Raw genomic sequence first — 15056 nt, forward strand, 5'->3', positions numbered from 1 at the left:
ATCTCCTTCTTTAGTAATCTTTGAGATCTCCACATTTTTCATGCACATTGATGGAACATCTTTATTCCAAGTAATAAGCTGCCATTTGTTAGGCAGCTTATTTTAATTTCCTTTTTATATTTAAATATTACTGATTTAATTCCCGTCTTTCATTCCATACAAAATTGGATGTTCTTTTAGCAATCAACCATTGCCCGTTTTCATAAACGTATTCATCCTTATAAGAAACTGCCGAAGAATTATTTATTTTTTTTCCATTTTCGGAACTAATAAGGTCTACTCGACAATAGAGAGTTCCTTCCGCTTTATTCCCGTTTATCGACACCACATGTTGACCATTACTGTGATAAACGGTTTCGAAATTTGCAAGGAAAGCTTCAAAAGCATTTCCTATTTCTTGGGTCCCCTTTAAACTTGAAGTTAACTTTCCGTTTACATAAGATTCTACAGTTGCATCTTTAGTAAAAAGTTCTGTTTGCTTCCAGACTTCTTTCACGTCCGCCAATATTGAGAAATTATCAACAAGTTCTCTAAGGGCTCTTACGTTTTCTAATTCTTCAATTCGCTTCTCTAAATTTGCTTGTGTCATGTTTCTTCCTCCTTAATTTATAGGCATTTGCCTATTTTCATTTGGTTTTGTTTTAGTAAAAGAATTAAATATCATATTTAATGTTATTGAGCATCTTTGCTCGGTCAATATCGTTGACTGTATGGTACAAGCCTTTTTTCGTATCTATCGTAGCAATCGTCTTCATATCCTCACTGCTTAATTCAAAGTCAAAGATATTGAAGTTCTCGATGATTCGTTCCTTTCGAATAGACTTGGGAATTGCCACGACTCCTCTTTGTGTCAACCAACGTAAAATTACTTGAGCAACCGTTTTATTATGCTTTTCAGCAAGGGACACTAGAATCTCATTCTGGAAAATGTTATTTTTGGCTTCAGCAAGAGGTCCCCAGGACTCTATTTGAACATTGTACTCTTTCATCAATTCAGCACTTTCGATTTGCTGGAAGAAAGGATGGACTTCAACCTGATTTACAGCAGGAACAACTTCATTATTTATCATTAAATCTAATAGACGATCCATCTGGAAGTTGCTAACTCCGATTGCTCTAATTTTCCCCTCACGGTACAATTCCTCCATAGCACGCCAAGAACCATATACATCGTTATACGGTTGATGAATTAAATACAAATCCAAATAATCTAATTGGAGTCTTTGCAGTGATTTTGCGAATGCCTTCTTAGTGTTTTCATAACCAGCATCTTGAATCCAAAGTTTTGTAGTAACAAATATCTCTTCTCTTGGAATGCCACTTCGTTTGATTGCTCTACCGACCGCTTCTTCATTTTGATAAGCAGCGGCCGTATCAATCAGACGATAACCAGCCATAAGTGCGTCGTAAACCGCTTGTTCACATTCTTTTGCATCTTTAATTTGAAAAACACCAAAGCCAAGTATTGGCATTTCAACACCATTGTTTAAAATTACCTTTTGCATGTGTATTCCTCCCCCGACATTTGTTTTTATTTACTCGTTGCTTTTGAAGAATTTACTGGATACCAATTGTCTCCACGTTTCTCAAAATGCATTTCAACTCTCATACTCCAAGTGTTTCTAGTGCCATAAATTCTAGCATCAATTTTTGTTTCACGAATGAGAATAGCTGTATTACCATCTACTGTGATTGTTGTTTTTTGAGGCATGGTTTTGTAGTATCGCATTTCTTTATTCTCTATTTGTTTAAGCCATTCTTGTTTACTTTGTTGATAACCGCTCATGTGCACAAATTTATAATCGTCATCGAAGATGTTATCTAATGCTTTAGTATCTTTATTAACCATTGCATCATCAATCCGTTGATAAACTGCTAGGATTTTTTGTTTATCATCACTCATATTGGTACTTACAACCTCCTTTTCATAATACGTAGCCCTTTAAAATATTCGCATTGATGTAGTTATTCACATCTGTGTATAATATAAAATGAAAATGAATTGCATTCAATTGTCAAATAATCAAGTTTCGTGAATTAATGCACAAATTTACGCAAATTGTTCATTAACTTTAAAGAAATTTGATTCTTTTATAGCATGAAGTTTTTTTCTTTTTATATTTCAAATTCCTTTTGGCGTTAATAGTCAATTCAACATGATTCGTGAATTAATACACGAATTCAAAGAAACTGTGTAATATTAAAAAAACCTGGAGGACAACAAGATGACTAAAGTGGATAGAAGAATAGCCAAATCTCAAGAAGCAATAAAAAATGCTCTTATTGAACTAATGAATGAGAAACACTTCGACCAAATTACGCTCCAAGATATTGCAGATAAGGCCAATGTGAGCAGGAGAACAATCTACCTTCACTACATGGATAAATTCGATCTGCTTGATAAACTTATCGAAGAACACATTAACAAACTGGAAGAAATGTTCGAAGAGTTGTCTGATATGGACATTATCATTGCAGGACAGGAAATATTTGAATATTTTGAAGAAAATTATTTATTCTTTTCAACGATGTTGGTAGGCGGAGGAGCCAATAATTTTCGTGCCCAATACCTTGAGTTTTCAGTCGAACTATTAAAGCGTGAGGTGAATACAGAAGAAGGCAAAAATAAGGGATTAAGTGAAGAAATAATTCGTCGATTTGTCGCAGCTGCTTACGTAGAAGTTGTGGAATGGTGGTTTAAGAATGAAATGCCTTATCCGCCTCGTGTTATGGCTGAACAAGTGGGTTTACTGGTAGAAAGAATTTTATAATTTTCTCCTTCTGTCTTAGCCGTCAACATATGTTAATATGAACATAAAACCCCCGATTTTCCGTATAAGGAAATCGGGGGTTTGTTTGTTGCATAATAGTATTAATGTTCAAATTTAAAGCTACTGAGCCCTTTCACCATTTCTGGGTCTCTATGCGAAAAGAACAAGCTTTCTTTAGTATCTAATTTAGCAATCGTCTCCATATCCTCATGGCTTAATTCAAAGTCAAAAATATTGAAGTTTTCGATAATTCTTTCCTTATGAACCGACTTCGGAATCACAACGATTTCTCTTTGGGTTAACCAACGTAAGACTACCTGAGCAACGGATTTATTATACCATTAAAGATTTTAATAAGCATGAACCTAAAATGGATGTAGCAACTACAAAAACGATGGATCAATCTAAAAATAATAATTTAGAAAATAATATCCAGCCAAATAATGGTAAAAATCCAACAAAAAAAAATATCAGGGAAAGTTCCTCTTCAGATAATATTTTGCCTGATAGTGATAAGAGGGCTCTGAGTGAAGAAGACATTGCTACTCTTACAAAAGGGCAGCTGCGTTTAGCTAGAAATGAAATCTACGCACGTCATGGGTATGTATTTAAATCTGCGGGTTTGCAAAAATATTTTTCAAGTAAATCATGGTATGTTGCAGACCCTTCCTATAATAGCTCTTTAAATGAAATAGAAAAAGAGAATTTAAAGCTCTTAAAGGCGAGAGAGGATCGTCTTTAATGGGCATCTTTTTTTAAAGATTTGGCTCTATCTTTTTTCATCCTTTAGATGTTTTAATCGTATTAGTTTATTTTACCGGGGGTGAAAGAAAAGGACTGCCAGCTAGAGCGAAAAAACATTCAAAAATCTAATCATCGAGAAAAAACTTCAATTTGTGATAATAAGATTCCTGTTAAAAAAAGGAAATGCCATCACAACTCATAACAGCAAAGCCTAAAAGGAAATTGCCCGTTATCTAGATGAGGTGGTGCCAGCAATACACGGAAACATTAGATAAGGCATATTTTGTAGACACACATAGAAATAAACACATCTTCTCAATAATCACAAGGTCTTTTGTTTATTGTTTCCCTTCATATCCATGAATACTGCTTTTGTAGTGTCTAATAATGGAACCTCATTGGAAGAAAATTTCTTTAATACTCTAAACGATTTGAAAATACCTACATAATAGATTCTAAGATCCTTCTGATTTCTCACAATAGTTATTAAAATATATGACGAAATATATGTCATATTATTTAATATACTATTTCTTATCATATTGGATATCAACAATTTTATTGATCCAATCATCAATATTATTAAATTATACATTTAAATATATTGGCTACTGAAAAAAATTTACTTTATCGTTGGCTTAAGCCAAATTGTTATTCGGTCACAGGATAAGCGGAAATTATCTGTCTACTTCTTGTAATTTTTAGATAATTTACGTACAACGAATTTAAATGATTAGCTATACATAAAAGAAAAAGTAATTTCGTTAAAATGCGTATCTCAGACATCCTAAAATAAGGAATGATTACGTTTTAACATATTGGTTGAAATATATTTTAAAAACATTATCAATAGTTTTGGGAAGGAGAAGACATGTCCTCGTACTGTTCATGAGATATTTATCTATTTAAGAGGTCTCAGAGATTTCAGCGGGTACCCTTCTTGAAATCACATCAGGAAAGACAAAAAAAGAAAATCATTTATCTTTAAATCAAGAGGTGATTGCTTCTTTATTAAACTGCTTATTACATTCTGCATCCTCACATTTTTTTCTCACTTATCAAATTGTTTAAAATCAAAAAACAAATAAGTTTATAAATTATATTTCTCCTCTTCGATACCTTCCTTATACTATCAATACATCAATTGAATAAGAAAAAGACTTTACAGGATGCCCTTCCAAGGGATCAGCTTTGTACTCTATTTTGTTATATGCTCTGTTATTAAATGAATGGAATTGTATTAGAAATAAAACTTAATTTCGTTTGAGAGCGAATCTCAGACATTACCAACACTTCAATTTCTTACAACTGTTCTTTTTGAATATATTTTAAATAAAATCCGGAAGGCAGAATATAGATAGAACAAATATTCTGTGTTAAAATAAAAGTAAAGATAAGTAGGTGTTATCTTTACTATACATAACATAATTATTTTAAACTAATCCTTAGGAGGTCAAAAAAGTGAATTACTTGACTCTTCTTAATCAGAATGTGACGGATGAACAATACTTAGCATATTTACAGGATCACCTTAAAGACCGACAGTTACTTGACAAAAATAGAAACCTAACTCTTGAAAATAGATCCGAACAGGATTTTCTGGAATTGTTTTTTCTCGAGAAAGTATTTCCACAAGATAAGCGGCTTTCTCCACATACGGTTAAAGCCTATCGTTCAGATGCCAAAACGCTGCTTACTTTTTTAACCCATCACTCCCTTTCTTTTCGGGATATTGGTTTTCCGGAAGTAAAAACTTATAACAAATTTATTAAAGAAAAATATGCGACTAAATCTGCCATACGGAAATTGGAGTTTTTCAGAAGGCTATTGGACTTTGGCTATGAGACACAATTTTATAAAGCTCACCTTTCCACTTGGATTTCCAAACCGGTATCTAAAAAAGGACACTATATAATAGAAGAAACTCGTCACGAAGAGGAACAAACCCGAGTGCAAGTGAGGGAATTGAATCAAAAGGATGCGGAATTTCTTATTTCCTTCTTTCCTAAAATTGTGAAAGCAGCAAGGAATCGCGAACAATTGGAGAAGAGAAATTTGCTAATTGGCTATTTACTCTATACCACTGGGCTACGGGCAAGTGAACTTTTGAGTTTAAATTGGGGTAGTTTTCGTTACAATCGTAAAGGTTTTTTATTTGCAGATGTGATTGGAAAAGGAAATAAGCCGAGGTCGATCCCTATAAGGGAAGAAACCAAAAATATTCTATTTAGCTATCGAAAAAGTATGGGCGAATCAGTTGAGATAAACATAGAAGATACGAGCCCCCTTTTTTTTGCTATATATAATAAAAATGTTCCTATTGTAAATAAAAAACGATTAACATACCCTGCCTTATATAAAATTGTAAAAGAAGCGGTTCATCTGGCAGGAAAAAATTTAAAAGTAACTCCTCACTGGTTCCGTCATACATTTGTCACTCTTCTACTAGAGAATGATGTTCCCCTTGCGGTTGTTAAAGATTGGGCAGGCCATTCGGATATATCCACAACGAATATTTACTTAGAACGAGTCAACCAAGATAATTCCTACCTTCATTTAAATAAAGTTAACTTGTTTTAATCGACTGGTTATTTATATAAGGCCATTATTTGTTGTTTAAACCTCCTTCAATTGAAAATATTGTGATTTTGACCTCTAAATGGTAGGAAGTGCGATAAAAGTTTATTGCCATTTTTTAAATTTATTATTGATTTATAGCTTGTATTCATTTAAGATAGTGTGTTATTCCTTAGTTGCTGGTTTTCAACAATTTTCAATTTATTAGGGTACATTTGTACCCCTTTACTTAAATAATGGTATTTCCTTTTGGTTTATCTTCTTTTTAATAAATAAATGGAGATGAAAAAGATGCCTTATGGATTTATAAGACATATAGAGGACAAAGGATACAGTTCAGAGACAGTAAAAAGTTATGAGAAAGTTGTTTATCAATTTTTTAAGTATTTAGTAAAATCTTATCCTTTTAATAAAGAACCTTTTCAAATTTCTCCAATTGACATTAGAAATTACTTGGAAGAACAACTTGAAAGGGATAAAAGCATTTCAACGGTTAACAAAGAATTAGCAATCATAAAGACATTTTTCAATTACCTTTGGGAGATTAACAAAGTACACATTGATCCAACTGTAAAAATTAAACGTTTTAAAGTGATAAAAGAGCTTAAAATAGTCATTACGTATGATGAAATGCTTTCAATTTTGGAGAAGGTGTTATCCAACCAAGATTATTCTAAATTGAGAAAAGCTGTATTCCTTTTATCGGTTAAGGGATTAAAGACAGCAGATTTTCGTTTTAAAAAGGAAGATGTTTTAGATGTTTTCGAAGAAAATTCTATTACCATTCAACTTAAGAGTCGTTCTATTTCTTTACGAGGTAAAGAAGCCGCATGCTTTCGAGAGCACTATCGTGAAACGATTATGTATAGTGAAAGTGAATATGTTTTTACCACTACACCACATAGTGATCAATGTGAAGGACCCATTCAGGTAATGTCTATTCTTAACCATTTAAGAGCGATAACTTCAGATTATCTAGGGGAAGACTCTCCAGGATTGACTCTAATATCAATACGTAGAGCGATGGCCCTAAATCTTTATTTAAAAAAATATTCCCTACAAGAAATTGCTAAGGAAATGGGGGTAGAGGAAATTACAGCTTCTAATTATTTAAAGCACATTATACAAGGAAACATTGGGTCAGAATCCTAATATTAAGTGGTTCATAGAGTATAATTAAATAGTGTTTAGAATGTATTTTCAATATTTTTATAAACAAATTCATTATTTAATTCATATTTCCCTTTATTTTGTGTGTTGGAGATTTGCATTGTAACGCATTTATCTTTCTCTTTGCGTATAACCATTCATCTAATTTCGTTGTAGAATAATTATTTGAAAATTCAGAGCGTAGATATGCAAATATTAGCCTTATCTTTTAAAAAAACAATTACTCATTAGAGATCCTTGACGTTAACCTTATACTCTACCGTCGAACTTAGCTATTTATTAATGCTTATTTAATACCAATGATGATATAGAAAACAATTATAAAGATAAATTATATCATAAGAAATATGATATAAAATCATATGACATATATGTTGATATATGTTTTAATGTTATTATTAAAATATTGAGTAGAAAAAGTCAGTCCCCACGTGTCAAAGCTGTACGTACATATAAGGAAAACAACGTTTAGTAAAAATCCGTCACAAATACTAAAAGTCTCGAAATTATCCTGATTATAATTTATTTTCTATTTTTATAGTCAAATCTTATTAATTTAAACTGCCATTTTGTTGAATAAACAAACAGCTGGCTAAGGTAGCCAGACTGTTCAAGTAATGCGCCCTATTGCGGAAGACTTCCTTATTATTATTTTGCGAATTCCTTTTCAGGCAACCCCAATATGTCTGTATTTTTAGGTATATGGCCAAGTAAACGTAGCATAGTTACAATTTGCCCTTTATGATGTGATTCATGAGTAATTGAATGGATTAGTAATTGATGTGGCGTTTTTCTTATAAACCCACTACCTGCTCTCCAAGAAGGCTCTTTTTCGATAAACTCATCAAATTTGTTTTTGAATTGTTCAAATACACTCTCTACATATTCATCAGCTTGTTTATAATAGCGTTGAATATCATCTACCTTCATATTATTAATTACTTCCTTCGTTAATAATGGAGATGATGTTTCTGATAGCACAAAAGAACCTAACCATGCATGATAGCAACCTGCCACATGGACTAAAGAATCTCTAATGCTCTGAAAACCAAATTCAAACTCTTTAGTAAATTCATCTTCATTCAATTCTCTACACTGATCTAATAAAATTTGACGTGTTTGTTTTACCCATTCATATTCTATCTTTTCCATAGCATCCTCCCACCCCTTAGATATAAAGGAAAATTTTTCTTTTTACTATACACCAATTTACTTTATCATTACACCTAATTTGTTTTTTATTGAGCAACCCTAAAGGTTATTAACACGCCTTTAAAAACCCTTTCTACTTTAGCAAAATATTCATCATCCGTTATGAGACAATCTGGCCCTTTCATGCAAAAAAGGGCGCTATTCCTTATTCCGGATATGCGCCCTTAAATTGAATAAGACATATAAAAAAGTAATTACATTTCAAAAAAGTTTTGTCTTTCGACTTTACTCACTCGGAGGGCGAAATTTTGGTACCAAATTGATTTCCCTTTTTCTTGTGCTACTTTATGAGCAGCGTTTTCTTTCCACTTCTTAATGGATTCTAAAGAATCCCAGTAGGAAATGGTAATTCCTAATCTTTCATCACGAGCACTTTCCACCCCTAAAAACCCCTTTTGCTTAGATGCTAACTCAACCATTTTATCCGCCATTTCCCCATAACCGTTGTCACCTTCAGTACGCTGTGAAGAAAATATCACTGCATAATAAGGTGGTTCGGGAGTTTTTGCATAACCACTCATATTTCGTTACCCCCCAATTTATTTAATTCAGTAAATTTTCACTTTTACACTTTAAATTATATTAAAGGATTTTTCATATTCTTTTTTTCACTAACCTGCCATTTAACTGATTAAAGACCAAGATAAATGGACTGCTCAAACAGTCAATCGTTGTTCAATTTTTGCGCCCATTGTGTAAGAAAAAGTGATGAAAATGCTTAGTTATTATTAAATAAATCTTCTTCAAACTTTTTATAGGCATCTTCTATTCCCATAATAACGTTTTTAATCTTCATATGCCCTTCTGTATATACAGGATGATCTCTTAATTCTTCCCACATATAATGATACTTTTGAACATTATTTGTTTCACAAAAAATAATATCTGTGTAATCTTTTCCAGGTAAGGCTTCTGCATCAAAGAAACGCACCTGTACTTCAGGGTATTTTAAGATAACTTCTTTTAGCTCATTAGCCCTTTTTCCTCTTTCTTCACGAGTCATGGCAAGCCAAGATGGATAAAACTCCACTAAAACGATAAAAACATAATTCATTCTTATTCACCTCCATAACTAATTTCACCTTCTATATACAGTCTAATAAAAGCTATAGCTTTCTTCCATTAAATGGCTCAATACATAAAGAACGAGCACAATTCTTGTTACAGAAATGCGCCCGATTGCAGAATAAGAGCTCATATCCAAAACCACTTTATTTCAAAGATATAAAATAAAAAAAGAACAGTGATGTATTAGGACCACTGTTCTTCATTTATTGAGTAAATTTTCCCGGGTTTCACTGAAAACCGGGATCGCTTTTATTATTCTAGTGCCTCGACAACTTGAGAATCAAGAGTCATTGTCGTAAACCAGTTTGGATACAACGGTACAGGACGTGTCAATTTCTCCAGCACCTCGATTTCTTCCGATGTCAGGTTCAGCTCGACAGCGGTTAAATTGGCTTCTAATTGGGAAGCTTTGCTCGAACCTACAAGCACGCTATTTACATTAGTCTGTGCCAGTAGCCAAGCGAGTGACACTTGTGCCGGAGTTGCGCCATGATCTTGTGCGAATTCTCGAATCTTATCCAAGATTGTAAAGCCCCATTCCTTGTCATGCGGAAGGAAATCAAATCCGCTCAGCCGATTATTCGGATCATTCAGATTATTGCGGGTATACTTACCGCTTAAGAAACCGCCAGCTAGAGGACTCCACACCGTTAATCCAACATTGTTGTTTTTCATGAAAGGAATTGTATCGTGCTCAATATCCCGACCAACTAATGAATAGTACATTTGCCCATTAATAAAGGTGGCCCACCCGCGTTCACGTTGCATCTGAAGAGCTTGAGCAGCCATCCAAGCTGGCCAGTTAGAATAGCCGAGATATCGAACTTTGCCTTGCCGAACCAGATCATTAAGCGCCTCAAAAACTTTATTAAACTTTTCTTGTAGCTCCAACTTATCTTTAATAACTTGTAATTTTTTAAGAATTAGATCAGAAGCTTCAATCTTCTGTTAAGATTTTAACTTTTCATCGTAAGGCGAGTCATACTTTATCCAACTTATTCCGTTTTTTTTTAATATCTCTTAATGCATCTAGCTTCCCTTTAATATACACTCTCTTATGATCTGTATTTTCTTCTAATAAAACATTCATATAGTAATCTTTCATTGCAGCAATGTAGTCTGATAATTCTTCTAACTTTTCCTCAGCGTTCATTGTCCTTTCCTCCTTACTGTTTTACAAACAACATACTCATTTTCGTTTCAGTTAAATTGATCCAGCAGAAAACAAGGTTAAAATAGATCATACAGGTTTAGTTGGCCTAGTCACAGGGTTGCTGTTATGTACCGCAAAGTAGCAGATAAGTAAAGAGATGATATGAGGAAACAGGAGCAAATTGAATGCTCCTTAAGTTGTTCCTAGGGTCCGTTTTTGAATAGATCTTTATAAAGAGCTTTGTGAAATACCAGTGCCTTTCTATAATTTCTTTTACATCGTTGCTATCGAAGGAAGTATAACATTCCAATTTGTAATGTTACTTCAATGAGATGTGTCACATTTCCATTTTTTAATGCATGCGGTTGAAGATATTTGGATAGCTTCCGAATATTGGTGTTTTCCCCTTCTTTACTACTCAAGCACTTTGTTTGTACACTTCCTCAACGGAATAGTTACGACCCGTCCGAGCAACTTTGTTCCACCCTTCTTTATTGACGAAATAAGCTGCACTTCCAACCAAGATATAAAATAAATTGATAAAACGGAAGATAAATAAATCTAAGAAAATCGTACCGATAATGGCGAATAAATTTCGTTTTGAATATCCGAATCCATACTGATTCGAAATAATTAAGCTAATGAGAATATAAAACATGTTAACTACAAGTGATCCGATTACATAAAACTGAATCACTTGCCAGGAGATTTCAGGGATAAAAACCATCAAGCTTATCAGAAAAAATCCTGTGAAATACGAAGCGACGACACCGACTAAAAAAGAATCGACTAAGAAGAAAAAGGAAATGCGATTGGTAACCATACTCTTGATGAATGTCATGAAATACAAGACAAAGCAATCCATGAACGCTTTTTGCCAGCGTATTCGTTGATTGTATAAATCTTTCCATGATTCAGGAACTTCGGTAAAACAAATTGCTTCAGGTACAAATAAAACGCGCGTTCCTTTATGGTTCATGGCATATTGCTGCACCTTTAATGTGACATCAATATCTTCTCCAATTGTTTGTCGATATCCGCCAACCTCTAATAATACATTTCGTTTGAAGGCTCCAAAGGCTCCTGAAATAATCGACAAGGCATTGGATTTGGCTAATGACGCTTTTAAAATGTAAAATCCTCGCAAGTATTCTAAAATCTGAAAGCGTACAATTTGTTTCATATTGCGAAGTGATGGCACAAAACCATTTCGAGTTTGTTCAAGTCCTTGTAAAATATGGACATTCCCCCCTGCAGCAATCACAGAGGAATCATCAAAAACTTGATTTAAAATAGATAAGGCTTTTGCATCTAAAACGCTATCTGCGTCTAATGTAATTACAATGTCATTTGTGGCATATGTTATTCCTGCATTTAAACTATCGGCTTTTCCACCATTTTCTTTATCAATCACTAGCACATTCTTATATTGACTAGAAAGATAAATTTGTCGAATGGGCATGAAGTCTAAAGCGTAAGCAGGCTTTTTTAATTCTTGTGGAATTAATTGCAGCTCTCTGATTAATGCTTTCATGGTCTCATCAGTAGAACCATCGTTGATGAAAATCAGTTCATAGTTATGATAATGAAGTTGCTTCATTCCTTGAATGGTAGTAGACAAAATGGAAGCTTCATTGTAACAAGGAATCAAAATACTCATTCCAACTTCTTTGTCAGGTGTTACTTTCAAATAACTAGGGGTTTTCTTTGAAGCTTTTAAAGCATTGAAAGTATGAAACAACGGAAATAGTATACATAACATAAATAAAATGAACGAAACTGTATACAAATTTTATACCCCATTTTTTAATTTTTGGTTTATCTTGTTGCGATTGGATAACGAATTCAATTTATTAAAAAAATCATATTGATTCGTGACAAAATAAAAAAAGCAATTATAATTGCTTTAAGAATGTGAATGCTCTTTCCTTCACGCATAACTTGCTTACATTCAATTGAACAGCAGGTTATCTTTAAAAGAATTAATTAGCGCGGTAAATATATAAAGAAAATGCCGATATTTTATCGACATTTTCTTTCACCCTGAATTTTGCTTTACGGTATCCGGGACAATCTTAACGTGAAAAATTATTTGTTGTTATTGCCAACTGTTAATTGTCCTTGCTCAAGGATGCTGTTTGGTACAACAGATGTTTTTGATCCTTGAATATTAAGCAAAAAGCTTGGCGCAAAAGTAGATTGATGGTCTGTATAGAAACCTCTATTCGTCATATAACTTGTGATTACCACATTATTACCTTCAGCTTGCGGTACAGCAAAGTGAGAGTAAGTAAATGTATGGTCTGCAGGATCAAGATTCATGTTCAATACAAGTCCGGTTCCATTTAACGGTTTGAATGGACCATTTAAGGAATCGGCTACGAAACCTAACATGTAAACATCTTTGTCACCAATGCCATCAATCGTCATTTTGGATCCTCTTGAATCCGTGAATAGATACCATTTATTATTCATTTTAAATATATTGGCACGTTCGATTTCATCTGTTACGGTGTTTGATGCAATTAAGGGTTTCATAACACTTTTCACTGTATAGTCATCGTTTAATTCAACAATGCCCAATGCACCATTCGCTAAAGAAGCAATTTGTTTTTTAGGACTTTGTAACAGATTATTTTTTTCATTTTGGAAGAAGACGTCACTTCCGCCATAATATGCTTTATTATTGAAAGATTGATCGCCTTGATAACCATCTGAAGTCCCAGTATTGGCTTCAAAGACAAGATATTTATGACCATTATCTTCAACATAGTGAGGGTCTCTTAAAGTATGGTTATCCCCTGAATTCCATTTACCTTCATCGATAAATTGCTGAATATTTTGATAAAGTGTACCGTCTCCGCCATCAAAGACAGATTTTTGATCTGATACTCCATCAACTTTAAGTGTAGCTGCATCTGTCTGAGATAAATTGGCTTGAGCAGTTGTTATAATTTGGTTACCGGCACCGGTTCCGCCATCTTCAGGAGTACCTGAGTAATCTGTGTAAAATAAACGGACTTGGCCATCTTTGGTTAAAGTAGCAGAACCTGACCACTCCTGTGTTTGATATTTAAGATACGGGTCATTGGGAACAAATTTATCACTATCTTTAAATACTCTTCCGGCATTTTTCCAGCTATTAATCGATGTATCACCGACCTTTTGATAGAATAAATAAATGGAAGTATCATTACTGTTTTTTGGGTCACCTGCTAAAGCGAAAACGATATGATATCCTTTATAATTTGCCGCAGTACCATCAGCGTTTTGCAGTGGCCAGCTATCCCATACATCTAAATCTATTAAGTTTCCTGACTTATCATACCCTTTTGCCGAAGCAATGTTTTGTATTTTTGATGCATCAAATTGAGGCACTTTAAATTGAGGACTGTTTTGTTGTCCCGGGATTTTTAGCATGTTATCTCGTGTGATATGAGAAATTCCATAGTTGTCATTGTAATTCTGACTGTTGTTTTCTGCAGCAAAAGTTGTAATTCCCCCACCTATTAGAAATGCTGTGGTTAAAGTTAACGCTGTTGTTTGTTTTAAAACCTTTTTTAAATTTATTTTTTTGTTATTCATACATTCTTTCCCCTCTTTTTCTACAATTTACTAATGCTTGAATTTTGAAATATTTATCTGTTGATTTAGCGTTTAATAAAACAAAATAAGGTTTCGCTAAAATTAGAACCGGTTCCAACAAAGATTACTTTGATAAGCCGTTTCCGTCAAACAGGTAAAATGTACTGATTTTAATCACATTTACGGTAATAGGTATATTAAACCAGGATAATAGCCGCGCTTCGTTCTTTTTCATTTACATTTTTAGATTTTTAACATTAGGAGATAACATTCTTTTAAGTCTCTAGTTTATTATCAAAGTTTAAAAGAATCCTAATCCGGCATTGAGGAACATATGTATGCCCTTTCCTAATTAAAATATTTATTTCTATCTGGAAACCTTTACATAAAATATGTATCAAAGTATTTTAAAACAACGTTATAAAAGTCAATTTTTTTCTTGTAAAATTATTTTTTAAAAATATAGTTCAAAAGAATGTTAATAAAAAATGAAAAATACTCCCTTCTTCATACTAAAATCTCCAAAATTGTTAAATGGATTTATTTGCAGAGGGAGGAACTTTTAAGTTATTTTCCCCAAAAATTAACTTTTATTCTATAATAATAGAAGAAATTTTAAATCCAAACTTAATCTTTTACTGAGTTTTTTTGAGGAATTTTTCCCCATATCTTTTAGGTTATGGGCAAAGCAATAAGATCCCCATTCGTTGTATTTTTGGATAACCTCCTAAAAGGAAAATGGTTGAACCCCTAATTGTATTTAATCTGGGTGGATT

The 15056-nt window shown here is 33.2% G+C and carries 14 protein-coding genes and 1 pseudogene; 4 read left to right on the forward strand and 11 right to left on the reverse strand.

The window, feature by feature from the left end:
* Positions 1–127: 127 nt before the first annotated feature.
* The 3 genes from AC3ANV_RS13740 to AC3ANV_RS13750 form a co-directional block, all read right to left on the reverse strand.
* A complete protein-coding gene (locus AC3ANV_RS13740; protein WP_488309339.1) occupies positions 128–589 on the reverse strand; it encodes a nuclear transport factor 2 family protein in 462 nt (153 codons plus the stop codon).
* 64 nt (positions 590–653) lie between these two features.
* Positions 654–1505: an aldo/keto reductase gene (locus tag AC3ANV_RS13745; protein ID WP_488309340.1), complete on the reverse strand. Its 852-nt coding sequence runs from the start codon at positions 1503–1505 to the stop codon at positions 654–656.
* A 26-nt stretch (positions 1506–1531) separates the two neighbouring features.
* The gene (locus AC3ANV_RS13750; RefSeq protein WP_488309341.1) at positions 1532–1903 is read right to left on the reverse strand and encodes a nuclear transport factor 2 family protein; all 372 of its coding nucleotides are present in this window, start codon (positions 1901–1903) and stop codon (positions 1532–1534) included.
* A 322-nt stretch (positions 1904–2225) separates the two neighbouring features.
* On the opposite strand from AC3ANV_RS13750, the gene AC3ANV_RS13755 reads away from it, so the two are divergent.
* A complete protein-coding gene (locus AC3ANV_RS13755; protein ID WP_488309342.1) occupies positions 2226–2771 on the forward strand; it encodes a TetR/AcrR family transcriptional regulator in 546 nt (181 codons plus the stop codon).
* Positions 2772–2872: 101 nt separating this feature from the next.
* On the opposite strand, the pseudogene AC3ANV_RS13760 reads toward AC3ANV_RS13755, so the two are convergent.
* Positions 2873–3109: pseudogene (locus tag AC3ANV_RS13760) on the reverse strand (aldo/keto reductase); the annotation flags it as partial.
* 32 nt (positions 3110–3141) lie between these two features.
* Between AC3ANV_RS13760 and AC3ANV_RS13765 the strand changes: the two are divergent.
* From AC3ANV_RS13765 to AC3ANV_RS13775, 3 genes are all read left to right on the forward strand, one after another.
* Positions 3142–3513 (forward strand): YARHG domain-containing protein, encoded by a 372-nt coding sequence (locus AC3ANV_RS13765; RefSeq protein ID WP_488309343.1) that lies wholly within the window; start codon positions 3142–3144, stop codon positions 3511–3513.
* A 1463-nt stretch (positions 3514–4976) separates the two neighbouring features.
* Positions 4977–6095 (forward strand): tyrosine-type recombinase/integrase, encoded by a 1119-nt coding sequence (locus tag AC3ANV_RS13770; protein ID WP_488309344.1) that lies wholly within the window; start codon positions 4977–4979, stop codon positions 6093–6095.
* Between the two features lie 288 nt (positions 6096–6383).
* The gene (locus AC3ANV_RS13775) at positions 6384–7244 is read left to right on the forward strand and encodes a tyrosine-type recombinase/integrase (RefSeq protein WP_488309345.1); all 861 of its coding nucleotides are present in this window, start codon (positions 6384–6386) and stop codon (positions 7242–7244) included.
* A gap of 666 nt (positions 7245–7910) precedes the next feature.
* On the opposite strand, the gene AC3ANV_RS13780 is transcribed toward AC3ANV_RS13775, so the two are convergent.
* The 7 genes from AC3ANV_RS13780 to AC3ANV_RS13810 all read right to left on the reverse strand — a co-directional run bounded on the left by AC3ANV_RS13780 (position 7911) and on the right by AC3ANV_RS13810 (position 14265).
* Positions 7911–8414, reverse strand: a complete 504-nt coding sequence (locus tag AC3ANV_RS13780) for a DinB family protein (protein ID WP_488309346.1) — start codon at positions 8412–8414, stop codon at positions 7911–7913.
* A 254-nt stretch (positions 8415–8668) separates the two neighbouring features.
* The gene (locus AC3ANV_RS13785) at positions 8669–8995 is read right to left on the reverse strand and encodes an antibiotic biosynthesis monooxygenase family protein (RefSeq protein WP_488309347.1); all 327 of its coding nucleotides are present in this window, start codon (positions 8993–8995) and stop codon (positions 8669–8671) included.
* A gap of 197 nt (positions 8996–9192) precedes the next feature.
* Entirely contained in the window at positions 9193–9528 is a 336-nt protein-coding gene (locus AC3ANV_RS13790) for a darcynin family protein (RefSeq protein ID WP_488309348.1), read from the reverse strand.
* A gap of 266 nt (positions 9529–9794) precedes the next feature.
* A complete protein-coding gene (locus AC3ANV_RS13795) occupies positions 9795–10433 on the reverse strand; it encodes an aldo/keto reductase (RefSeq protein ID WP_488309349.1) in 639 nt (212 codons plus the stop codon).
* 88 nt (positions 10434–10521) lie between these two features.
* Positions 10522–10695, reverse strand: a complete 174-nt coding sequence (locus AC3ANV_RS13800) for a hypothetical protein (protein ID WP_488309350.1) — start codon at positions 10693–10695, stop codon at positions 10522–10524.
* 418 nt (positions 10696–11113) lie between these two features.
* Positions 11114–12484 carry a glycosyltransferase family 2 protein gene (locus AC3ANV_RS13805; protein WP_488309351.1) on the reverse strand — a complete coding sequence of 457 codons (1371 nt, stop codon included), beginning with the start codon at positions 12482–12484 and terminating at the stop codon, positions 11114–11116.
* A gap of 299 nt (positions 12485–12783) precedes the next feature.
* Positions 12784–14265: a glycoside hydrolase family 68 protein gene (locus tag AC3ANV_RS13810; protein WP_488314216.1), complete on the reverse strand. Its 1482-nt coding sequence runs from the start codon at positions 14263–14265 to the stop codon at positions 12784–12786.
* Positions 14266–15056: the final 791 nt, after the last annotated feature.

The organism is Neobacillus sp. DFD-2R (genome assembly GCF_057747865.1).

What these genes read in the sequence shown, in the direction of transcription:
- AC3ANV_RS13740 (WP_488309339.1), bottom strand. Translation starts at nt 589, where the DNA reads ATGACACAAGCAAATTTAGAGAAGCGAATTGAAGAATTAGAAAACGTA.
- AC3ANV_RS13745 (WP_488309340.1), bottom strand. Translation starts at nt 1,505, where the DNA reads ATGCAAAAGGTAATTTTAAACAATGGTGTTGAAATGCCAATACTTGGC.
- AC3ANV_RS13750 (WP_488309341.1), bottom strand. Translation starts at nt 1,903, where the DNA reads ATGAGTGATGATAAACAAAAAATCCTAGCAGTTTATCAACGGATTGAT.
- AC3ANV_RS13755 (WP_488309342.1), top strand. Translation starts at nt 2,226, where the DNA reads ATGACTAAAGTGGATAGAAGAATAGCCAAATCTCAAGAAGCAATAAAA.
- AC3ANV_RS13765 (WP_488309343.1), top strand. Translation starts at nt 3,142, where the DNA reads ATGGATGTAGCAACTACAAAAACGATGGATCAATCTAAAAATAATAAT.
- AC3ANV_RS13775 (WP_488309345.1), top strand. Translation starts at nt 6,384, where the DNA reads ATGCCTTATGGATTTATAAGACATATAGAGGACAAAGGATACAGTTCA.
- AC3ANV_RS13780 (WP_488309346.1), bottom strand. Translation starts at nt 8,414, where the DNA reads ATGGAAAAGATAGAATATGAATGGGTAAAACAAACACGTCAAATTTTA.
- AC3ANV_RS13785 (WP_488309347.1), bottom strand. Translation starts at nt 8,995, where the DNA reads ATGAGTGGTTATGCAAAAACTCCCGAACCACCTTATTATGCAGTGATA.
- AC3ANV_RS13790 (WP_488309348.1), bottom strand. Translation starts at nt 9,528, where the DNA reads ATGAATTATGTTTTTATCGTTTTAGTGGAGTTTTATCCATCTTGGCTT.
- AC3ANV_RS13800 (WP_488309350.1), bottom strand. Translation starts at nt 10,695, where the DNA reads ATGAACGCTGAGGAAAAGTTAGAAGAATTATCAGACTACATTGCTGCA.